At 52.1% G+C, this 19947-nt stretch carries 19 protein-coding genes; 7 read left to right on the top strand and 12 right to left on the bottom strand.

Going from position 1 to position 19947, the window contains the following annotated elements; genetic code table 11:
• Window positions 1-154 precede the first annotated feature (154 nt).
• A complete protein-coding gene (locus tag M0220_RS03710; protein WP_264018720.1) occupies window positions 155-1159 on the top strand; it encodes an NADP-dependent oxidoreductase in 1005 nt (334 codons plus the stop codon).
• A 264-nt stretch (window positions 1160-1423) separates the two neighbouring features.
• The gene (locus M0220_RS03715; protein ID WP_264018721.1) at window positions 1424-3904 is read left to right on the top strand and encodes a glucose/quinate/shikimate family membrane-bound PQQ-dependent dehydrogenase; all 2481 of its coding nucleotides are present in this window, start codon (window positions 1424-1426) and stop codon (window positions 3902-3904) included.
• A 75-nt stretch (window positions 3905-3979) separates the two neighbouring features.
• Here the strand turns inward: M0220_RS03715 and M0220_RS03720 are convergent, their stop codons facing one another.
• Entirely contained in the window at window positions 3980-6028 is a 2049-nt protein-coding gene (locus M0220_RS03720; RefSeq protein ID WP_264018723.1) for a TonB-dependent receptor family protein, read from the bottom strand.
• A gap of 331 nt (window positions 6029-6359) precedes the next feature.
• On the opposite strand from M0220_RS03720, the gene M0220_RS03725 reads away from it, so the two are divergent.
• Window positions 6360-6533 (top strand): YqaE/Pmp3 family membrane protein, encoded by a 174-nt coding sequence (locus tag M0220_RS03725; RefSeq protein WP_009722289.1) that lies wholly within the window; start codon window positions 6360-6362, stop codon window positions 6531-6533.
• Between the two features lie 168 nt (window positions 6534-6701).
• Here the strand turns inward: M0220_RS03725 and M0220_RS03730 are convergent, their stop codons facing one another.
• Window positions 6702-7175, bottom strand: a complete 474-nt coding sequence (locus M0220_RS03730) for a nucleoside deaminase (RefSeq protein WP_030069844.1) — start codon at window positions 7173-7175, stop codon at window positions 6702-6704.
• Between the two features lie 135 nt (window positions 7176-7310).
• Between M0220_RS03730 and M0220_RS03735 the strand changes: the two genes are divergently transcribed.
• Window positions 7311-7526, top strand: a complete 216-nt coding sequence (locus tag M0220_RS03735; protein ID WP_030069843.1) for a TIGR02450 family Trp-rich protein — start codon at window positions 7311-7313, stop codon at window positions 7524-7526.
• Between the two features lie 222 nt (window positions 7527-7748).
• Entirely contained in the window at window positions 7749-7955 is a 207-nt protein-coding gene (locus M0220_RS03740) for a cold-shock protein (protein ID WP_009722287.1), read from the top strand.
• A 216-nt stretch (window positions 7956-8171) separates the two neighbouring features.
• On the opposite strand, the gene M0220_RS03745 is transcribed toward M0220_RS03740, so the two are convergent.
• The gene (locus M0220_RS03745; protein WP_264018725.1) at window positions 8172-9032 is read right to left on the bottom strand and encodes a putative RNA methyltransferase; all 861 of its coding nucleotides are present in this window, start codon (window positions 9030-9032) and stop codon (window positions 8172-8174) included.
• Window positions 9033-9089: 57 nt separating this feature from the next.
• Window positions 9090-9848 (bottom strand): helix-turn-helix domain-containing protein, encoded by a 759-nt coding sequence (locus tag M0220_RS03750; protein WP_264018726.1) that lies wholly within the window; start codon window positions 9846-9848, stop codon window positions 9090-9092.
• Window positions 9849-9982: 134 nt separating this feature from the next.
• On the opposite strand from M0220_RS03750, the gene M0220_RS03755 reads away from it, so the two are divergent.
• Complete coding sequence (locus M0220_RS03755; RefSeq protein WP_264018727.1) at window positions 9983-13171, top strand: acyl-[ACP]--phospholipid O-acyltransferase; 3189 nt, start codon at window positions 9983-9985, stop codon at window positions 13169-13171.
• Window positions 13172-13226: 55 nt separating this feature from the next.
• Here M0220_RS03755 and M0220_RS03760 read toward each other — a convergent pair whose 3' ends face one another.
• A complete protein-coding gene (locus M0220_RS03760) occupies window positions 13227-14957 on the bottom strand; it encodes a mechanosensitive ion channel family protein (RefSeq protein WP_030069835.1) in 1731 nt (576 codons plus the stop codon).
• Window positions 14958-15222: 265 nt separating this feature from the next.
• On the opposite strand from M0220_RS03760, the gene M0220_RS03765 reads away from it, so the two are divergent.
• Window positions 15223-16104, top strand: a complete 882-nt coding sequence (locus M0220_RS03765) for a pirin family protein (protein WP_030069833.1) — start codon at window positions 15223-15225, stop codon at window positions 16102-16104.
• A 70-nt stretch (window positions 16105-16174) separates the two neighbouring features.
• Here the strand turns inward: M0220_RS03765 and M0220_RS03770 are convergent, their stop codons facing one another.
• From M0220_RS03770 to M0220_RS03800, 7 genes are read right to left on the bottom strand one after another with little or no spacing between them, the layout of a single operon-like run.
• On the bottom strand, window positions 16175-16432 hold the full coding sequence (locus M0220_RS03770) for a GDYXXLXY domain-containing protein (RefSeq protein ID WP_264018728.1): 258 nt from the start codon (window positions 16430-16432) through the stop codon (window positions 16175-16177).
• 5 nt (window positions 16433-16437) lie between these two features.
• Window positions 16438-16719 (bottom strand): GDYXXLXY domain-containing protein, encoded by a 282-nt coding sequence (locus tag M0220_RS03775; protein WP_264018729.1) that lies wholly within the window; start codon window positions 16717-16719, stop codon window positions 16438-16440.
• Window positions 16709-17542, bottom strand: coding sequence for a DUF4401 domain-containing protein (locus M0220_RS03780; RefSeq protein WP_264018730.1), 834 nt, complete (start codon window positions 17540-17542; stop codon window positions 16709-16711). Before M0220_RS03780 ends, M0220_RS03775 begins: the two co-directional genes overlap by 11 nt.
• Window positions 17497-17778, bottom strand: a complete 282-nt coding sequence (locus tag M0220_RS03785) for a GDYXXLXY domain-containing protein (protein ID WP_264018729.1) — start codon at window positions 17776-17778, stop codon at window positions 17497-17499. The genes M0220_RS03780 and M0220_RS03785 overlap by 46 nt, the downstream gene beginning before the upstream one ends.
• Window positions 17768-18010, bottom strand: a complete 243-nt coding sequence (locus M0220_RS03790; RefSeq protein WP_264018731.1) for a DUF4401 domain-containing protein — start codon at window positions 18008-18010, stop codon at window positions 17768-17770. Before M0220_RS03790 ends, M0220_RS03785 begins: the two co-directional genes overlap by 11 nt.
• A complete protein-coding gene (locus tag M0220_RS03795) occupies window positions 17986-18876 on the bottom strand; it encodes a DUF4401 domain-containing protein (protein ID WP_264018732.1) in 891 nt (296 codons plus the stop codon). Before M0220_RS03795 ends, M0220_RS03790 begins: the two co-directional genes overlap by 25 nt.
• Window positions 18873-19847 (bottom strand): DUF2157 domain-containing protein, encoded by a 975-nt coding sequence (locus tag M0220_RS03800; RefSeq protein ID WP_264018733.1) that lies wholly within the window; start codon window positions 19845-19847, stop codon window positions 18873-18875. Before M0220_RS03800 ends, M0220_RS03795 begins: the two co-directional genes overlap by 4 nt.
• Between the last annotated feature and the right edge of the window lie 100 nt (window positions 19848-19947).

Here is a 19947-nt window from a genome sequence, read left to right on the forward strand (position 1 = left end):
CAAACAGTGTAGAAGAATTGGAGTAATTGAGAGCGGCTCACAAGAGCCGCTCTTTTTATTGCGCTGAAAAATTATCTTTTAGCGAACTTGAAAGCACGCTAACGGTCTCTATGCTGCAAGGAGATTTTCTAAATCACACATGCAGGAGGCGCCCATGCAATCTCGCTTTTTTACGTTAACCCATTACCCCACTGGCTTACCTAAGCGCGAATTTTTTTCGCTAGAAAGCCAGGAACTCCCTGACCTTGGCGAAGGTGAAGTGAGAATTCGCAATCGCTGGCTATCCGTTGACCCTTACATGCGCGGTCGGATGACAGGGTTGCGCACCTATGTAGCACCTTTCGAATTGGGCAAACCAATGGAGGGCGGCGCAATTGGCGAGGTCATTGCGTCTAACCACCCAAAAATTAAGGCAGGCGAAAAAGTCAGCCACATGGGCGGTTGGCGTGATATCGCACAGGTGCCGGGTGATAGTGTCACCGCGCTTCCTAACAGTGACGTGCCTGAACAAGCCTATTTAGGCGTGTTAGGCATGCCAGGAATGACCGCATGGACAGGTTTGAACCTTATTGCCGAATGCAAACCTAGCGATAACGTACTAGTAAGCGCTGCCAGCGGTGCCGTGGGTTCGCTTGCTGTACAGCTGGCTAAAGCAAAAGGTTGCCACGTAGTTGGCATTGCTGGGGCTGCTCATAAGCTTGCGTGGCTTGAATCACTGGGTGTTGAGCCGGTTAGCTATAAAGACCGTAGCGCCCAGGAGCTAAGCGACGCGATTAAGCTTGCTAGCACTAATGGCATTGATGTGTATTTTGAGAATGTTGGTGGTGTCTGCCTAGAAGCCGCATTAAGTCAGCTTAATGACGGTGCGCGCATTGCTGTATGTGGCATGATCGACAGCTATAACGCCGAAAAACCAGCGCCAGGGCCAAGCAACCTTTCACAGCTGGTCGTACGTAAAGCGAAAATGCAGGGCTTTATTGTCGCCGACCACTGGTCCAGCTACCGCTATTTCCTCAACGAAGTCGCTCCCCAGGTAGCACAGGGTAAAATCGTTTATAAAGAAACTGTCAAAGAGGGGTTGGGAAGCACACCCGATGCCTTCCTAGCACTTTTTGAAGGCGGAAACACCGGCAAAATGCTGGTTAAACTCACTGATTAGCCAATACTTGCGTTAAGTTAAAATACTTCCATTCTCCCCTCTCCATCAACAAGCCGCGCTATGGTAACTAGCGCGGCTTGTTAGTTCATGCCAGTCCTTAACCAGCAAACAATTAGACCAAAAGCGAATTGACTATTAATATTGCTAATAAGTGGCGCGTGTTTTAACCCATTATTACTGCCAATGGGTTAGGGCACGCAGTAAATTCGTCGCTTTGCTAATGTCACCAAGCGACCTCAATGCACTGTTAATAGAGGCTTTCTCATGGATGAATACACGCGTGCCCGCAATAAGTGGCCAGCGCTACTGCTCGGCCTATTATTCGCGATAGCTGGTATTGCATTAACCATCGGCGGCGCCAGGCTGCTTAGCCTGGGCGGTAGTGCTTACTATATCATCGCTGGGGTGAGTGTTTTTATTGTTGGGGTACTGCTGGCTATGCGCAAAGGTGCTGCGCTATGGCTGTATGCGCTGACTCTTTTCGCCACGCTCGTTTGGGCGCTTTGGGAGGTGGGACTCGACTGGTGGCAGCTGGTTCCCAGGGTTGCCATTGTCTGTTTAATTGGCATTATTTTACTGCTTCCCTGGTGGCGAAAACCGCTACATTCACGCGGCGGCAGCCTAGCGCTGGCGGCAAGCATTGCAGCATCGATTATTGTGGCCATTGCTAGCCAATTTAGCTATCCAGGCACGATAAAAGGCACAATTGAATCGGCCAATAACGCTGCCGAAGTAAATCCCGCACAGGTTGCAGACAGTGACTGGCCCGCTTACGGCGGCACCAATGCAGGCACGCATTATTCCTCGCTAAGCCAGATTACTCCCGACAATATAGGCGAACTGGAAGAGGTATGGCGAATTCAAACCGGTGATGAACCCGGCCCTAATGCACCGCCTGAAATCACCAACCAAAACACGCCGCTAAAGGTCAACGATAGCCTTTATATTTGTACATCACACAGCCGTGCGATGGCATTGTCGCCCGAAACTGGCGAAACCCTATGGGAGTTTGATCCTAATATTAGCACCATGGGCGCAGAGGACTTTTCCGGATGGGCGCATATGACCTGCCGGGGCTTGGCGTATTACGATGCGGCTAACTATTCCAGCAGTGCTGAAGATTCCACCATCGATAAAGCAGCACTGTATGCCGATGGCAGTCAGTTTGAACTCGACCTAACCTTCTCGCTCACCTCTGAAGAAGAGCCCACTTCTGAGCTACTGAGCGTCACCGACGTCATGTGCCCGCGCAGGCTTTATCTGCCCACCGCGGATGCCCGCCTAATTGCGCTTAACGCTGATACCGGCGAGCGTTGTGAAAGTTTTGGCGTAAATGGTGAAATCGACCTGACTAATAATATTGGCGAATTCAGCCCAGGAGGCTACTACTCGACATCGCCTGCTACGGTCACTGAAAATTTGGTAATTTTAGGTGGTCATGTTACCGACAACAGCTCAACCGACGAACCCTCTGGCGTTATACGAGCGTTTGATGTGCATACTGGTGAGCTGGTATGGAACTGGGACAGTGGAAACCCTGAAGACACCACCCCGCTAGAAGAGGGAGAAACTTATACCCGCGGCTCACCCAACGTATGGGCGCCGATCAGCGCTGATGAAGCGCTCGGCCTCGTTTATCTCCCCATGGGTAATGCCACACCCGACCAGTACGGGGCTAACCGCTCTGAAAATGATGAGACCTATAGTGCCGGGCTAGTGGCGCTTAACCTGGACGACGGCCAAGTGGCCTGGGTGTACCAGTTTGTGCATCACGACTTATGGGACATGGACACGCCCGCACAACCCGTATTGATTGACTTAGCGACGACAAACGGCACCCAACCAGCCGTCATTCAACCAACTAAGCAGGGCAGCCTGTACGTGTTAAACCGTGAAACCGGCGAGCCGATTGTGCCCATCGAAGAAGTGCCCGCCCCACAGGGAGCTGTTGAAGGCGATTGGACAGCCGAAACTCAGCCTCGCTCAGCGCTGAATTTACTGCCACCGCCACTTACCGAGCGCGACATGTGGGGCGCATCACCCTTTGATCAGATGATGTGTCGCATCCAGTTCCGCTCGCTGCGCTATGAAGGCCAGTACACACCGCCTTCACTGCAAGGCAGCATTGTCTATCCTGGCAACGTTGGCGTGATGAACTGGGGAGGCGTAGCGGTAGACCCCGAACGCCAAGCACTATTTACCGGCGCGAAGTACTTGGCGTTTGTTTCCAAACTGATCCCACGCGATGAAGTTGAAGAGAGCCAAGGATCAGCTAGCGAGCAAGGCTTACAGCCCAACACAGGCGCACCTTATGCCGTCGAACTCGGCCCACTACTGTCAGTACTCGGCCTTCCCTGCCAAGCGCCCTCTTGGGGTGATGTAGCAGGAATCGACCTGCAAAGTAACGAGGTTGTGTGGAAGCACCGCAATGGCACCACCCGCGACAGCATGCCCTTTGACCTACCCATCGCATTAAATGTCGGGGTACCCGCTTTAGGCGGCCCACTGACCACAGCGGGGGGCGTCTCATTCTTAAGCGGCACCCTGGATCAATATCTGCGCGGCTACGACATCACCACTGGCGAAGAGCTTTATAAAGCGCGATTGCCCGCTGGTGGCCAAGCAACGCCGATGACCTACACCGGTGCAGACGGCCGCCAGTATGTGGTCGTTACCGCTGGTGGTCACGGCACCTTCGGCACTAAAATGGGTGACTATGTGATTGGCTATGCTTTGCCGGAATAGCCATCACTTAGCGTGATGACGAACGAGAACGGGCGACTCAATGAGCCGCCCGTTTTTTTGCTAGGCAGCCTCTGATTAAAAACTCAGCTCAACGCCGCCATACACACTTCGCCCTGGCGCTGGCTCGTAAAAGCGGCCAAACGTGCCGTTTAAGCGCACATTGGCGTAGTGTTCTTTATCAAGTAGATTGCGCAGACCAAGATAAGCGCTTAGCCGCGTATCCTCGCTTAGCTGCCAGCCATCGCCTACCCGTAGGTTAAGCAGCCAATAGCTATCTACTTCCGTCGCATTAGCGTTATCCGCCACTAAATCACCGATGTATTCGGTTTCCAACGTGGCAAAACGCTGATCAAGGTTTTCCCAGGTTAATTGATTGACCCACGTCTGCTCTGGCAGCCCAGGGATCCGGTTGCCATCAAAACGCTCGCTAGGTGTTGCAAACTTATCGAATTCATAACGCGCGAGAGTTAAAGCGCTATCCAGACGCCACTGGTCGGCAAGCTGCCAACCCAGCGCTAGCTCAAGACCATCGCGCTGGGTGTCAGCTGCATTCTGATAGAAAGTACGGCCACCTTCATCATAGGGCACCAGCTCATCACGAACGCGGACCGAAAATAGCGCAAGATCGTAATCCATTGCCAATGGCTCAATATAGCCACGCAAGCCTATTTCGCGGTTCCATGCTTTCTGCGGCTCAACGGCAGGATTAAAACCACCGCCAGACGGGTTAGCAAACTCAGCAAACGTAGGTGTCTCGAACGCGGTACTAGTATCAATATACGCTTGGTGCTGCGGGCGGTAACGGTAGCTTAATCCCGCCGAGCCACTCCATTCGTTAAAGGTACGTTTTCCACTTTGATCGCCGTCAGCAAGAAACGTATCGTCAACATCTAGCGCCACCTGATCAAATCGCGCACCCAATGAGAGCGTGACCTGTTCCGAGAGCGCTAAATCTCCTTGGGCAAACACGCCAGCGGACGTCGCAGTTTGAGTTTCATCCGCTAACTGCTCGCCAACAACCCCCTGGGCATCGACATCATTACGAAAACGTTCATCTTCTTGGCGAGCCACATCAACGCCTACAATATAGCTAAGCGGCAGGCTCCCTAACGCTACCTCCTTATGGTATTCAGCGCTTGCGCCCATATAGTCACGCTGATAACCCAAACGACTACTGCCCACAAATGGGAGCTGCTGTTCAAAATCACGCTGAGCAATAAAGCTTTTAAGATACAGTTCGCCATCACCTGCAGCTAAGTCTTCGTACTGCAAGCCAAGCATCTGCTGATCAACGCTTTGTCCTGCATCCAGCGCGATTGAATTGGGCGCTGCTTGATCACGCCCAGCGGCGACTTCACGGGCATTAAGTGCACCGGGGTCTTCCGAACGGGGGTTCTCCAGTAAATTAATAATCGCGGTAACCGCACGCTCACTGCCTAATTCTCGACGTATTTTGGCATTCAGCAAATACTTCTCGGTTGAGCTTTGTTCGCGATAGCCATCAACATTAAGCGCCGTCAGACTAATATGGTGCGACCAATCGCCCTGGACACCACCATTTTGCAGCGCCACTTTTTGATAGCCATCGCTACCTGCACCCATCCGCAGCCGTGTACCAGGATTATCACGCCCATCGGCAGTAGTCACATCAATCACTCCGCCAGCCGCGTTGCCATAAAGCACTGAAGACGGCCCGCGGATCACCTCAATGCGCTCGGCACTATCTAAATCAATGGCATCCAACTGTGCCTGACCATCCGGAAGCGTATAAGGAATACCATCCACCATGATGGTTATCCCACGCACCCCAAAGGGCGCACGCGCGCCAAAGCCGCGAATAGCAATCCGCTGCCCTTGAGCGAAATTATCGCGGTTTTGCAAAAACACTCCTGGCACGCTGTTAAGCGCCTCATCCAACCTCACACGCTGCTGACCTTGGGCAATCTCTTCGCTCTCTAAAGTAGAAACTGCCGCAGGCGTGGCATATAGCTCGCGGGCTAAACGCGGGGCACTTACTTCGACGGTAGGCAGCACTGCGTCCTCCCCTGCGGGTAATTGCGCCCAAACAGGTGGCGCTAAAACAGCGCTCATAAGTAGCAGTGACGGCGTTAAATAATAACTCATGGCGTCCCTTCCAAACTGAAGTCGATGGGCTTTCTAGCTCTATACATTAAGTAAATATATCTTAAGTACATGAACGATAGCGCAACCATGGAGTCGCACCTAGGTGAAGTTGCACCTAGATCGTATTGATTCGCTAAATCTAATTATTGTGACTACGCTAGAACCAGCAGTTGCAAGACACTGTTGTTAAAGATCCCACATTAAAGAATCTGTGCTAACAACCCGTATTGAAACCGTGATTGATATCTATGCTGTTGATATCTATATGCTTAATATATAAGCACTAACATGTTTCTGTTAATACATAAACTGTGTAAGCAAAGGAGGCTGCATGGCGTTTACCGCAACTGACCCGATCAAGATGATCTTTGCCGTTATTCTGCCCCCACTAGGGGTGTTTTTTGAGGTCGGTTTCAAAGGACATTTCTGGCTGAACATTATTCTGACGCTGTTTGGCTTTGTACCCGGCATCATCCACGCCTTCTATGTCATATTGAAACATTAGACATATTGAAACATTAGACACATTGAAACCCTGGTGCTCTTTTTTGCACCGATTTAACAAACACCGCCTTGTCGAGCACAAGGCGGTGTTTGTCTTTATTGGCCATACGTTTATCACCGAACCTTGCCAGCCAATAAAAACCCTGTCCTTCAAAACTCGGCTCTGACGTTATGCATGCAAACGGCGATGCAAGGCATGGACTTGCTCATCCAGCCCAGGCACTGGGCCATCAACAGCCAAATCGGGCACCACCTCATTAATCGATAGCGGAGCGACAGGCGGTGGCGCTACGCCAAGTTCAGCCAGCCATGCACCCAACTGTTCAGAAGAACTGACATAAACGATACGACCTAGCCCTACCCAGCCATGGGCCGCCGCACACATTGGGCAATGCTCTCCTGAAGTGTAAACAGTTGCTTTCATACGCTCTTCAGGCGTCATATGATTCGCTGCCCAGCGGGCCAGGGCAAACTCTGGGTGCTGAGTAGAATCTCCATCGGCAATGCGATTTCGATCCTCGGCCAGTATCTTGCCTTCATCACTTACCAGCACGCTACCAAATGGCTCATCCCCCGCGTTTAAAGCCTCTTCTGCCAAGGCCACAGCGCGCTTTAGGTAGGCCAGTTCATAGTCGGCAACCATAGGATTCTCCTTGTATTGATAATGTGCCGTAGCACCAGAATTACCGCTTCAACGACGCCCTGCTAAAGATACTACTTTTAATAATAAATATTAGACTGGCTCGCCATATAGCCCCCAACTCACAGGAGCATCATCGTGAATAGCCTCAACCCTAGCAAACTTCTCAACAGCAAATGGACTGCCACTCAGCCTCGCCATAAAGAGAAACACTTTATCGTCACAAAACTCCTGCGCAATGAAGAAGAGCAGGTTGTGGAAGTAGTCATTGAAGCTATTCATTCCAACCGTGAGATCATTCTTGCATGGCAAGATTTAAAAGACGCTAGCACATGGAAAATGGGGTGGAAGTAGCCCGGACCATGACACCGCTTCTAGAAAATATTCATAAAAGGCTTTGACTCGAAGGAAAAATCATGTCACTGTAGCGTCAGTTGGTTAGCAAGCAGCATGGTTTCAGAAGTGTACGATCTATTTCGGCAGCCTGATATTGTATTCCTTGTTTCACCCGCTACTTTTCATCTGGGTAATACCAGGAATTTTATTACGGCGCATTAGCGCGAAAGGATCTACATCATGGCAACTGGCACAGTTAAATGGTTTAACGACACTAAAGGTTTTGGTTTCATCGCTCCTTCTGACGGTGGCGACGACCTTTTTGCTCATTTCTCTGAAATTCAGTCTGACGGTTTCAAAACCCTTCAAGAAGGTGCTAACGTTTCTTTTGACGTTACCCAGGGTAAGAAAGGCCTTCAGGCTTCTAACATCAAGCAAATGTCCTAAGCCTTAACGGTTTAAGAATTTGCTCGAACCTTAACCGGTTCGGATAACAAGGCCCGCTTATGCGGGCCTTGTTGCGTTCATGCGTTAAGAATAAAAGAGAGTGACATTGAGACAGTACTTGAAAAAGTACTTGAGAATGTAATTGAGAATGTAATTGAGAGAGTGCGATTAGATTTTTTACACTCTCTTTTTTGCTACCCTTCTTATGCCCGCCCCTTATGACCGCTCATATATCATTAGCCTGGCATCCACCGTCAGCGTTAACGCATCCAGCGCCGCTGCACGTGCTCGGCCTTCCTGACTGGCGCGGTATAGATGTGGCGTCATCGCTAATAAATCACCAATCGAATCTTGCCCTTCCAACGCTATTTGATAGCTAAGTGATTCCGTCTGCAACTGAACAAAGCCCTCCGGCACCTTCCGTTCGCTTGTCGCGTCTGGCTTAAGCGTGGGATAAATCACCTCTCGCAGCTCACGCAAGTGCCCTGCCCCTGCTTCAACCTGTACCAACAGGCCACCCGGCTTTAATACCCGCGCAAATTCGTGATGCACTGGGAAGCCAAACATACATAGCACACTATCGAGCGTTGCCGTTTGCACTGGCAAGTGAGCATTACTACCAACGACCCAACTACAATGCGGCATTTTTTTATCGTCTTGCTTGGCTGCCGCCAGCACTGCCCATTTGGAAATATCTAATCCCACCAGTGACAGTGGCCGCGAATTCAATGCAGCACGGGATAGCTCACGCAAGTAATAGCCTTCACCGCAGCCAGCATCCAGGCAGCCAAACGAGCTGGCAGACCGAACCTCAGCATGGCTTAACAGATGTTTGCTTACGGCCTGAGCAATAGGCTGATAATAACCAGCCTCAAGAAAACGCTGCCTTGCCGCCACCATCGGCTTACTGTCGCCGGGGTCAGTGGAACGCTTTTGCTGCACTGGAAGCAAGTTGACGTAACCTTGCTTGGCAACATCAAAGCTGTGCCCAGCAGCGCAGCGCCAAGCACTGCCTGCCAGATGAAGCGGCTCACCATCTAGCGGACAGGCCAGCGCTTGAAAAGGAGTGCTATTCATAACAATGTAAGCTCATAAGATGTGTACTTTTAAGGTATTCGGTAATAAAAACAGTTTTTATAAACTCTTAGTTTGCTGGTACGACCCGCGAGCAACATCTTTAAACAGCGTTGACTGCCATTGCCGAACAGCCAGTACCGAGGTAGTGCCAAAGCGCTGATGAATGGGCAACCCGCTTTCCCGTTCACACAGGGCGTGAAATTCTTTCGCCAGCCGCTGCATCGTTTGCTGCCATTCCGCATTGCCCGCATGGGAAAGCAAGCCATTCAGTACCATCAGCTTTTCGCCGTCACTATCGAAATGGGAGTGAAAAAACTCCGTGGCAATATATTGCTGGAAAAAACGTTGAATAGGCCCCCCAGGGCGCCAGCGAAAATTCGCGGCCACACGCCGCCGGATTCGATTACCCGGCAACAGGTCAATCAACTTTAGTCGCTCTAGCGCCAGCAGCTGGCGAGTACACTGCGCCTCGCTGAGCTGGTACTGATGATGAATTTCATCAAACCGATAGCCGTTAATCACACACACAGCGACCAAAAACAGCTCACGGTCATCGACAATGCTCTGCTCTTGCGCCTGGGTTAGCTCCTGTAAACGATGCGCTTCTTCTTGCATGGCTTGCACCAGCTCGGAAAATTCCAGGTTAAGCTGGTCGCAAATGCACTCTAACCGCTCTAAGGTGATGTGCTGTTCAGCGAACAGCCGCTTGACCGAGGCCTCGCTTAACTCAAGCCATATCGCCACATCCGCATAGGTTTTACCCTGGGAGCGCAGCTGACGCTTTAAGGTATCGATAAGTGCACTTGTCTGAGACACATGACCTCCAGACACATAAAGTAGCGTATAACGATACCTTAAAGCCCAAATAACACAACTTTAACCACCAGAGTTGCAACATTAGCTCCATTTACCGAAAGTGCCCTAACTTCTGGTTTACAAGGCGTCATTTCATGCAACCTTTACTACGCATCGCGGGCGTCTGGCCCTATCTGATTGCCATTTTCTTAAATGCCTTTGTGGATTTAGGGCATAAAATTGTTATTCAAAACACGATTTTTAAAAGCTACGACGGTGAAACCCAGGTGGTACTCACAGCACTGGTCAACGGGCTTATCCTTTTGCCGTTTATTTTACTCTTTAGTCCGGCAGGCCATGTGGCAGATAGCTACCCCAAAGTGCGTATTCTATGGGTTTCCGCCTGGGCCGCCGTCGCCGTTTCATTGGGCATCACCGCCGCTTACTACCAAGGCTGGTTTTGGCTGGCATTTGCCATGACGCTGATGCTGGCGATTCAATCGGCCTTTTACTCCCCTGCCAAATATGGCTTGGTGAAAGGACTGTTTGGCAAGCCTCGCTTGGCAGAAGCTAATGGGCTTATCCAGGCCATCACCATTGGTGCCATTTTGGCGGGCACCGTGGCCTTTACCGCCTTGTTTGAAAGCTGGATTTTACCCAGCGCCCAAACACCCGGCGAGCTATTGCGCAGCATTGCGCCGCTGGGCTGGCTGCTGGTATTGAACAGCATCATCCAAGTGGCAGCACTTTATCGCCTGAAGCTGGATAACACACAGCCCTCGACGACCCCGCTCACTTGGCAACGCTATATCAAAGGCACCGCACTGAAAGACAACTTGAGCATTCTTGGCCGCCAGCCGGTGCTGCGGCTGTCAATCATCGGCCTTGCGACCTTCTGGTCGGTGGGCCAAGTGCTGCTCGCCGCATTTCCCGCCTATGCCAAAGACGCACTCAGCATTGATAACACCTTAGTGCTACAAGGGATTCTTGCCGCTAGCGGTATTGGGATTGCCTTGGGGTCATTGCTGGCCAGCAAGCTGTCTCGTAACCGCATTGAAACCGGTTTAATTCCATTAGGTGCTGTCGGCGTTGCGATTGGTCTGTGGTGTCTGCCACTGCTCACCACACCCATTAGCCAAGCGATGAACTTTGTGTTGATTGGCATAATGGGCGGGCTATTCATTGTACCGCTCAATGCACTGATTCAATTTCACGCGGCAGACCATGAGCTAGGCACTGTGCTGGCTGCCAACAACTGGATTCAGAACCTCTCCATGCTGGGCTTTCTGGCGCTCACTGCGCTGTTCGCCTTAGCAGGTGTGGATAGCCACTACCTGTTACTGATCGTGGCAAGCGTTGCCATGGTGGGCGGTGGTTACACCATTTTCAAACTGCCCCAAAGCCTGGTGCGCTTTCTACTCAGTTTTCTGCTAACCCGTCGCTACCGTGTCGATGTTCATGGGCTCGAAAATTTACCCGCCCAAGGCGGCGTGCTACTGCTCGGCAACCATATCAGTTGGGTAGACTGGGCAATGGTGCAAATTGCTAGCCCCCGCCCCGTGCGCTTTGTCATGCTGAAAGATATTTATCAGCGCTGGTACTTACGTTGGTTTTTTAAGGCGCTGGGCTGTATTCCTATCGAACGGGGCGCTGGTGCCGATAATGCCTTAGCCGCCGTTGCCGAACAGCTGAATAGCGGTGAAGTGGTATGCCTGTTCCCCGAAGGCGCGATTAGTCGCAACGGCCAGCTAGGTGAGCTACGCCGAGGCTACGAACGTGCCTGTAAGCTGGCAAACCCAGAGGTACGTATTGTGCCGTTTTACCTGCGCGGGCTGTGGGGCAGCCAGTTTTCACGCTCATCTAGCAAACTCAAAGAGCTGCGTAACGCGCCTCTCCATCGCTCAGTCGTCGTTGCATTTGGCAAGCCGCTGCCTAAAGACACCCCTGCGGACGTGCTTAAACGGCGCATCTTCGAACAAGCCACCAACTCGTGGCAACATGCTATTGATGAACTGCCCTCGCTGCCCGACGCCTGGATTCGTAGCGTGAAGCGTAACCTCGGCGCACAAGCACTCACCGACACCCTTAGCCCTCCGCTAACAGCAGGCCAAGCGCTTACCGCCAGCCTGCTTATTGCAAAGCGTATTCACACGCTAACCCCAGAGCAAAACGTGGGCCTACTGCTGCCCAATAGCAGCGTGGGTGCACTGGCCACTATGGCAACCCTTCTCGCTGGAAAAACGCTGATCAACCTCAACTATCATGTTAACGACAGTTTCAATGACACTCCTAACGACAGCCACAATAACGCCTCGAACAACACTCTATTGTCTGCGGCACTCACCCAAGCCAACATCGACACCGTGTTTACCTCGCGCCACTTTGTCGAAAAACTCCAGCAGCAAGGGCTAAACGTCAGTTCACAGCTGGCAAATACTCAGACAATTTACCTGGAAGACCTGCAAGCCGGTATCCACCGCCATGAACGCGTCAGCACTTGGCTTGCCGTTCGCCTGCTGCCTGCGTGGCTACTTCAGCGTCTTTACTGCCGTAGTAGAGATGCCGATACCACCGCCGCCATTGTGTTTTCAGGCAAAAGTGAAGGGCAACCTAAAGGCGTCATGCTGAGCCACCGCAACCTGATGGCCAATATCAAGCAGACCTCCGATGTGCTTAACACCCAACATGATGATGTGGTGTTGGGCTCGCTGCCTCTGTTTCATGCCTTTGGGCTCACCGTTACCCAGTTGATGCCACTTATCGAAGGCCTGCCGCTGGTCTGCCACGCTGACCCGAACGACACTCCTGGCATTGCCAGCGCTGTCGCCAAGCACAGAGCCACCCTGATGTTCGGTACATCAGACTTTCTACAGCGCTTAAATCACAACCCTAACGTGCACCCACTCATGCTGGAAAGCCTACGAGCAGTAGTTATCAGTGCTGATACCCTAAATGAAAATGCATGTAAGGAGTTTACGCATAAATTCCATAAGCCTATTTATACAGGCTATGGGGCAACTGAAACCGCTCCGGTGGCATCGGTCAACCTGCCGGATTCGTTGGGCGCTCATTACCAGAAAATACAGCAAGGCAGTAAAGCAGGCACTGTGGGCATGCCACTCCCCGGCACCAGCGTTAAGATCGTTGAGCCGGAAAGCTTTGCGGAACAGCCTACCGGAGAAGCTGGCATGATTTTGATCAGCGGCCCCCAATTGACGCAGGGCTACCTAAAAGACTCGAAACGCACCGCCGCCGCCATTAAAGAACTCGACGGTCAACGTTGGTTCGTCACCGGCGATAAAGGGTTTATCGACGAAGATGGATTTTTGACACTTTGTAACTAAACACTGAGCGATAGAACTGATAAAAGCAGCGGCACTTGCCGCTGCTTAATGTCTATTATTCAGACGGTTTTTCAGCAGAACTATCCGCTTCCCGCGAACGCTTACCGTGCCCTTCTCCGCGTGCAATATCTTCATGGCTGATAACCATGATTTCTCTTGGCCACCACTCTGGATGGTTATCGCGGATAAAGGCTAGCAGCTTCTCGCGCAGGTTCATCTCAGCGGTCCAGCCTGCCATGGGGTCAGATGTCATTAAATAGCAGGTGATGGTTTGGGCCGTTCCCGTTTGTGCCGTCACGTAACAGAGCAGCTTATGGTGTTCAACAACGTTCTCCTCCTCTTTGGCAAATTCGAGGAATTTATCTCTTAGCAATCCTATATCAGCACTTAGGTGAAGCGTCAGCACCAAGGATCGGTACAGCTTGGTGCTCTTCACTGACAAGTTATCGAAAGGCTTAGAAGTGAAGTAGGTGACAGGCACAATCAAGCGTCGTTCGTCCCATGATCTCAGTCGAATATAGGTATAAAAGATCCCTTCGACATAACACCACTCTCCTTCAAAGACCACCAAGTCGCCGATACGGATAGGCTTGGCAAGCGATAACTGAAACGAGGAAAGAATATTGCCAAGAACCGTTTGCCCCGCCACACCCACTAATACTGCCAATACGCTGGCAGACGCTAGAATAGACAAGCCAAGAGTCTCGAAAAGCTGAACTTGGCCTAGGATGTAGATAGATACACCGGTTACAGTGATCAGAATAATGGCGCGGCGCAATGCATATAGCGAGGTTAGCAGCCGTCGCTGATCTTTAGGCTTCGTGTCATCAATTTCCCCCACCAAGCGTCGCGTTAAACGCAGCATAATCGTATCGACAAAACGCAACGCAATAGTACCTGCACCCCAGGCCATAATAGAGATCAACAGCACGCGGAACGTTGTCGTCGCAATAGCGGAAAACGACACCACGTAGTCCAGCAGCATCTGCGTTACCAGCGACATAACAATCATCGCCATGGGCACGCCAATTTGATCGGCAAAAATAGTAGACACGCCAGAAGGCAGGATGCGAGCTACTAGCCCAACGAAGTAATAAGTGACCACTCCCACCGTACCAATGGCGATTAAAAAAATCGGGATTGCTAACCACTCCCAGATTTTTAGCATGCCAAACGATGCTTTTAATCGTTCGGGAATATAGCGTTCCAGCATTGAAGGTCCGTACTCTTCGTAGAGAGTCGGAATAAACGTCACGCTCTCTGGCATGACTAACCACACTGGATCTTCTTCACCCACGCGGTAGCGCCCCAGCCGAACATCGTAGGCTTGGTCGTCTGCGGTTAGGGCTGCTAGTTCAATATTGCGCTGCGGCTCTCCTGCCTGCGGGTTCTGCCCGGAAGGGTCTTCTATCACCGCGTCTTGACGGCCGGACATATTAGATGCATCCAACCACTCACCACGTTTTAATACCTCAGACAATTGTTTAGCAAGCTCGGCGCCCTGAGCCTGCTGTTCGCCTGGATCAATATCGTTGAGGTTAAGCAAATGCGCGGCTGCGGCGTAATCCTCGCTTTCGGTGAACGCTAAAAAGCTGCGAACCATTTCCCGTGGCGACATCCGCCCAACATCCTCAGGCACATCGCCTAGCCCTGTGTTAAGCGAATCAATGGCGAACCATCGCTTATCCTCGCTCTCATCTCCTTGAGTTTGCGCTGTGCAGACGCTGGAAAGCACCAAAGTGACAACCAGCACAGCCCACACAGGCCACGAGCTGTTTTTTTTCATACCAACCTTGTCATTAAAATAAGTGAGCCAAACAACCAGCCACCAACTGGCGCAAAAACCGCCAGCCCTGCGTTGAACACAGTGCCTCCATGTCAGTGGTTGACCAAAGTACAGACTACGTTCTTCAATCAAGCAAGCACCTAGTGTTCCAGCACTGCAACTCTGCGTCTCAGATTCACTATCTATTAGTTGCTTCCCCTAATATTAGTTGCTTCCCTTAACGCGTACCCTTATTAACCAACAACGCACTCTGTGAGGAGAAACAATGAAAAAGTTAGTAGGTGTTACCAACGCACCGCACCCTCATTGGGTTGGTGACGGCTTTCCGGCGCGTTCGCTGTTCTCCTATGGCCCTCGTTCCGAGCAGTTAAGTCCTTTTTTGCTACTAGACTATGCTGGCCCCGCCGACTTTACTCCCACCACGCGGCCACGCGGTGTCGGGCAACACCCGCACCGAGGGTTTGAAACGGTCACGATTGTCTACCAAGGGGAAGTGGCGCACCGAGACTCGACGGGCAAAGGCGGCGTAATTGGCCCAGGCGACGTACAGTGGATGACGGCGGGAGCGGGCATTCTGCACGATGAGTTTCATTCGCCCGCGTTTACAGAGCAAGGCGGCACACTTGAGATGGTGCAGCTATGGGTAAACTTGCCTGCCAAAAACAAAATGGCTACGCCAGGCTATCAGGCAATTTTTAATGCCCAGATTCCTGTAGCAGCATTACCTGATCACGCAGGTAGCGTGCGCGTGATCGCCGGTAACTATATTGATGGCAACCGCGCCGCCCATTCGGGGCCAGCACAGACGTTTTCGCCGATGAACGTGTGGGATGTGCAGTTAAAAGAGGGCAGTAAAACCACGCTAACACAGCCAAGTGGGTGGACAACCCTGCTGGTCGTGCTAAAAGGCACGCTGCAAATCAATGGCGAAGGTGCAGTGGGCGAAGCACAAGTAGCCCAACTATCCCGCGATGGTGAAACCTTTACGCTTGACGCCAGTAGTGATGCCACCCTATTGCTGTTAAGCGGAGAACCGCTTAATGAGCCAGTGGTTGGTCACGGCCCGTTTGTCATGAACAGCGAACGTGAAATTATTGAAGCAATCGAAGACGTTAATCGTGGCCGCTTTGGCCAGATGCCAGCCTGATCGTCTTCGCTATTCATTGCGAAAGGTGGTGTTTTTAATTGCGAAAGGTGATGTTTTGCCAATACAGGTCTCACCTTTCCATCTCTCCTAAGCGATTTAGCGACTCATCATACAGTGCTACTAACAGCAGCTCGCCGTGATCGTTGGCTCGGAACTGACCGTAGCGGGCGGACTCAAAACGATCGGCGTGCCCTTCTTGGAAAAAAAACGCATCCGTAGCAAAACGTACATCTCCATGACGCAATCGATAGCGTAAACGCCTTTCGTCATCGCCTAGCGGCGAGCCATCATCCAAACGCTGGAAGTGGGCAATGGAGAATTCATCCAAACGAACTACCACGCTGTCATTGGCTGCCGTTTGTATAGGATTTTCAGCCACCTCTTTGTGGCGGTCAATTGCGCCTGCACGCGAATACGATTAGCCAACGCAAAGCTGAGCGCCATGTAGTCGCCCTGCATTAACGAGCGCGGATCAACGGGGGCAAGCTCCAAATAAACAATCTCACCTTCAGCTAAGTGATGCTCTTTTTGCCAAATGGCCCAGTTAACCACTGCTAGCACAACAGCAGTGGCAACAATGACTATCCAGCGGTTTCGCTTAACGCTACTGCTCATTAGCATCTCCTAGCGGCGCAGGCTTATGCACTGTTAGCCACCGGTTTAGCAACCAATGCTTCAATATCCAGCGGATGATTAACAGAAACGCCCCCATTGCCAGCAACATGAGTGATTTCACCAACAGCGTCACGTCCAACCAATAGTAATAACTGCTAATCGCCATCAGTAACAGCAACACACCGCTTCCCATCAGCGGTCGATGGCCTATCGCAAACCCGAGCAGTAGCACCGCCACTCCAGCGCCAAGCCCTGGCACATAAACAGTCACCACCGCGACTAGCGCAACCGCGACATAAATCGCCAGGCGTTGTGCAATGGCAGGCTGAGAATGCTGACAAAATGCCTGATGAATAACGCTCACCAAGGCCAACGCCACCAACGCAGTGCCCAGCCAGCTGGCGAGCCATGGGCCGAGCCATGGGCCGAGCCAGAGAGCGTCTGAATCGTAGATCCAGTTAAATTGGTTAGCGTACGCCAACCCCTGAAGCACCAACAGTCCCACTAACAGGCCAGCCCCCCATGCCTGAACAGCGCCTATGTGCCTAGGCCAACGATACTCATTCAACCAGAGCAGTGTCAGCACCAGCACCACTAAGCCAATCGCCACCGGTGCCAACCCATTGGTCGCCAGCGCCAACGTCAACGCTAAACTTGCTAAAAACGCCGACATACTGCGGTGAACTTGGCTAGGCATAATCAACGCCATCGCGCACTGTAGCGCCAGCAAACCCCACCATAGAGTTGCAGAAACGCCCCACATCTCGACCAAACGAACTACCACGCTGTCATTGGCTGCCGTTTGTATAGGATTTTCAGCCACCTCTTTGTGGCGGTCAATTGCGCCTGCACGCGAATACGATTAGCCAACGCAAAGCTGAGCGCCATGTAGTCGCCCTGCATTAACGAGCGCGGATCAACGGGGGCAAGCTCCAAATAAACAATCTCACCTTCAGCTAAGTGATGCTCTTTTTGCCAAATGGCCCAGTTAACCACTGCTAGCACAACAGCAGTGGCAACAATGACTATCCAGCGGTTTCGCTTAACGCTACTGCTCATTAGCATCTCCTAGCGGCGCAGGCTTATGCACTGTTAGCCACCGGTTTAGCAACCAATGCTTCAATATCCAGCGGATGATTAACAGAAACGCCCCCATTGCCAGCAACATGAGTGATTTCACCAACAGCGTCACGTCCAACCAATAGTAATAACTGCTAATCGCCATCAGTAACAGCAACACACCGCTTCCCATCAGCGGTCGATGGCCTATCGCAAACCCGAGCAGTAGCACACCGCCACTCCAGCGCCAAGCCCTGGCACATAAACAGTCACCACCGCGACTAGCGCAACCGCGACATAAATCGCCAGGCGTTGTGCAATGGCAGGCTGAGAATGCTGACAAAATGCCTGATGAATAACGCTCACCAAGGCCAACGCCACCAACGCAGTGCCCAGCCAGCTGGCGAGCCATGGGCCGAGCCATGGGCCGAGCCAGAGAGCGTCTGAATCGTAGATCCAGTTAAATTGGTTAGCGTACGCCAACCCCTGAAGCACCAACAGTCCCACTAACAGGCCAGCCCCCCATGCCTGAACAGCGCCTATGTGCCTAGGCCAACGATACTCATTCAACCAGAGCAGTGTCAGCACCAGCACCACTAAGCCAATCGCCACCGGTGCCAACCCATTGGTCGCCAGCGCCAACGTCAACGCTAAACTTGCTAAAAACGCCGACATACTGCGGTGAACTTGGCTAGGCATAATCAACGCCATCGCGCACTGTAGCGCCAGCAAACCCCACCATAGAGTTGCAGAAACGCCCCACATCTCGACCGCTGGCCAAGCCACTAATAATTGCCCAGCTAAACTAAACGCCAGCGCCATGTGTTCCAACACATCGCTTCGCGCTGAGCACAGTAGTGCAAATGCCCCGCCAATCAACAGGCTGCCTGCAATAAGGGAAGCCCCTGTGCTTTCCAGTACAAACACTACTGCCGTGGCAATAAGGCCCAACAGAAATAGCGCTGCTAACCAGCCGGAAAACGCCTGCAGAACCCTCACAAACCAGGGTGACTCCAGCGGCGCTGTTGATGAAGTCTCATTTAGTGAAATGCCAGCCCGAGTTAATCGCTGCGTTAACGTACTCCTAGGCTGACTCATAACGCCTCCTCAGCGTTTAAGCGTTTTAACCACGCCACCGCTGCCGCCCCCATGGCAAAGACAGCGCCTGCCAGCAATAGAAAGCTGCCTTCACTCCACTGGCTTTCCCATAGTACGTAACGTGCGAGCAGCCATGTAACTACCGCAATCACCGATACGCAGCCACCGGCCAACATAAAAAGTTCAAGCCGCCACTGGCGATAAACGCCATATAGCACTGCCAACCAAACGGGGTATATCGCCACAATCGGTGTCAATGAATGCGTTTCCCCGCTCACCCACGCCATCATCAATAACGTCAGCGGCACGCCGCTACCCAGCGCCAGCAAGCAAATCGCCCAGCGGCCTGACCATTTACGCCGCTGCACGCCCCACTCCCACACTGTTTGTGCCACTAAGTTGATAAGCGCCAGCCCCCATAAGCCGGCGTTATCAGTAAAGAACACACTGCCTAAAATACCGCCCCAGGTGCTGCTATATAGCCACACTGATAGGTTTAAAAGCCCTAGCCACGCCACCCAAAGTGGATCAAAACGTGCTATCCACACCAGCGGCAAGGTAAGCAGCGCCCAGATGAAAAACAACTGCCATGGGTCAGCACCGGTTTGGTAAACCTGGCCCACCAGCGCTAGTAGTACTCCTATCAATAGAAACGCCGCGGTTAACGCCACGCGAAAAAGCATTACGCTTGTGCTGCCCCACACCGCGACGCCTGCCGCCAACACCAATGCGGCCTGCACTAATGCAAAGCGTGGCAGGCGGCCCATGTCCGACCAATTGAAAGCCACGAAGAACAGCACCGCGCAGGCCAGCGCCAAGCTACCCAGCCACAGCAGCAGTCGATCAATCAATAGCGCCCAAGCGTGGGGCGACGGATGCAGTTCTGCCACTTTAACCGCTAACGGCACTTGTTCAGGAGGTATCACCCCCTGCCCAATCAACGACATGAGTTTACGGCGTGTAGTCGTCATGGGCGCTCTCCTTGCTGAAACACACTTATTGAAATAAGGGGAGGCGTTAATGCAGACATCGCCCTATCGTTAGAGTCCCCGTGACACATTTGTGAACTTT

Origin of the sequence: Halomonas qinghailakensis (assembly GCF_025820815.1) — a bacterium.
Classification (GTDB): Bacteria; Pseudomonadota; Gammaproteobacteria; order Pseudomonadales; family Halomonadaceae; genus Vreelandella; species Vreelandella qaidamensis.

Coding starts and splice junctions, on each gene's coding strand:
- M0220_RS03775 (WP_264018729.1), bottom strand. CDS start 16,719: ATGAGCAGTAGCGTTAAGCGAAACCGCTGGATAGTCATTGTTGCCACT.
- M0220_RS03730 (WP_030069844.1), bottom strand. CDS start 7,175: ATGGTTGCCGACTATGAACTGGCCTACCTAAAGCGCGCTGTGGCCTTG.
- M0220_RS03745 (WP_264018725.1), bottom strand. CDS start 9,032: ATGAATAGCACTCCTTTTCAAGCGCTGGCCTGTCCGCTAGATGGTGAG.
- M0220_RS03710 (WP_264018720.1), top strand. CDS start 155: ATGCAATCTCGCTTTTTTACGTTAACCCATTACCCCACTGGCTTACCT.
- M0220_RS03765 (WP_030069833.1), top strand. CDS start 15,223: ATGAAAAAGTTAGTAGGTGTTACCAACGCACCGCACCCTCATTGGGTT.
- M0220_RS03760 (WP_030069835.1), bottom strand. CDS start 14,957: ATGAAAAAAAACAGCTCGTGGCCTGTGTGGGCTGTGCTGGTTGTCACT.
- M0220_RS03740 (WP_009722287.1), top strand. CDS start 7,749: ATGGCAACTGGCACAGTTAAATGGTTTAACGACACTAAAGGTTTTGGT.
- M0220_RS03725 (WP_009722289.1), top strand. CDS start 6,360: ATGGCGTTTACCGCAACTGACCCGATCAAGATGATCTTTGCCGTTATT.
- M0220_RS03800 (WP_264018733.1), bottom strand. CDS start 19,847: ATGACGACTACACGCCGTAAACTCATGTCGTTGATTGGGCAGGGGGTG.
- M0220_RS03785 (WP_264018729.1), bottom strand. CDS start 17,778: ATGAGCAGTAGCGTTAAGCGAAACCGCTGGATAGTCATTGTTGCCACT.
- M0220_RS03715 (WP_264018721.1), top strand. CDS start 1,424: ATGGATGAATACACGCGTGCCCGCAATAAGTGGCCAGCGCTACTGCTC.
- M0220_RS03755 (WP_264018727.1), top strand. CDS start 9,983: ATGCAACCTTTACTACGCATCGCGGGCGTCTGGCCCTATCTGATTGCC.
- M0220_RS03795 (WP_264018732.1), bottom strand. CDS start 18,876: ATGAGTCAGCCTAGGAGTACGTTAACGCAGCGATTAACTCGGGCTGGC.
- M0220_RS03720 (WP_264018723.1), bottom strand. CDS start 6,028: ATGAGTTATTATTTAACGCCGTCACTGCTACTTATGAGCGCTGTTTTA.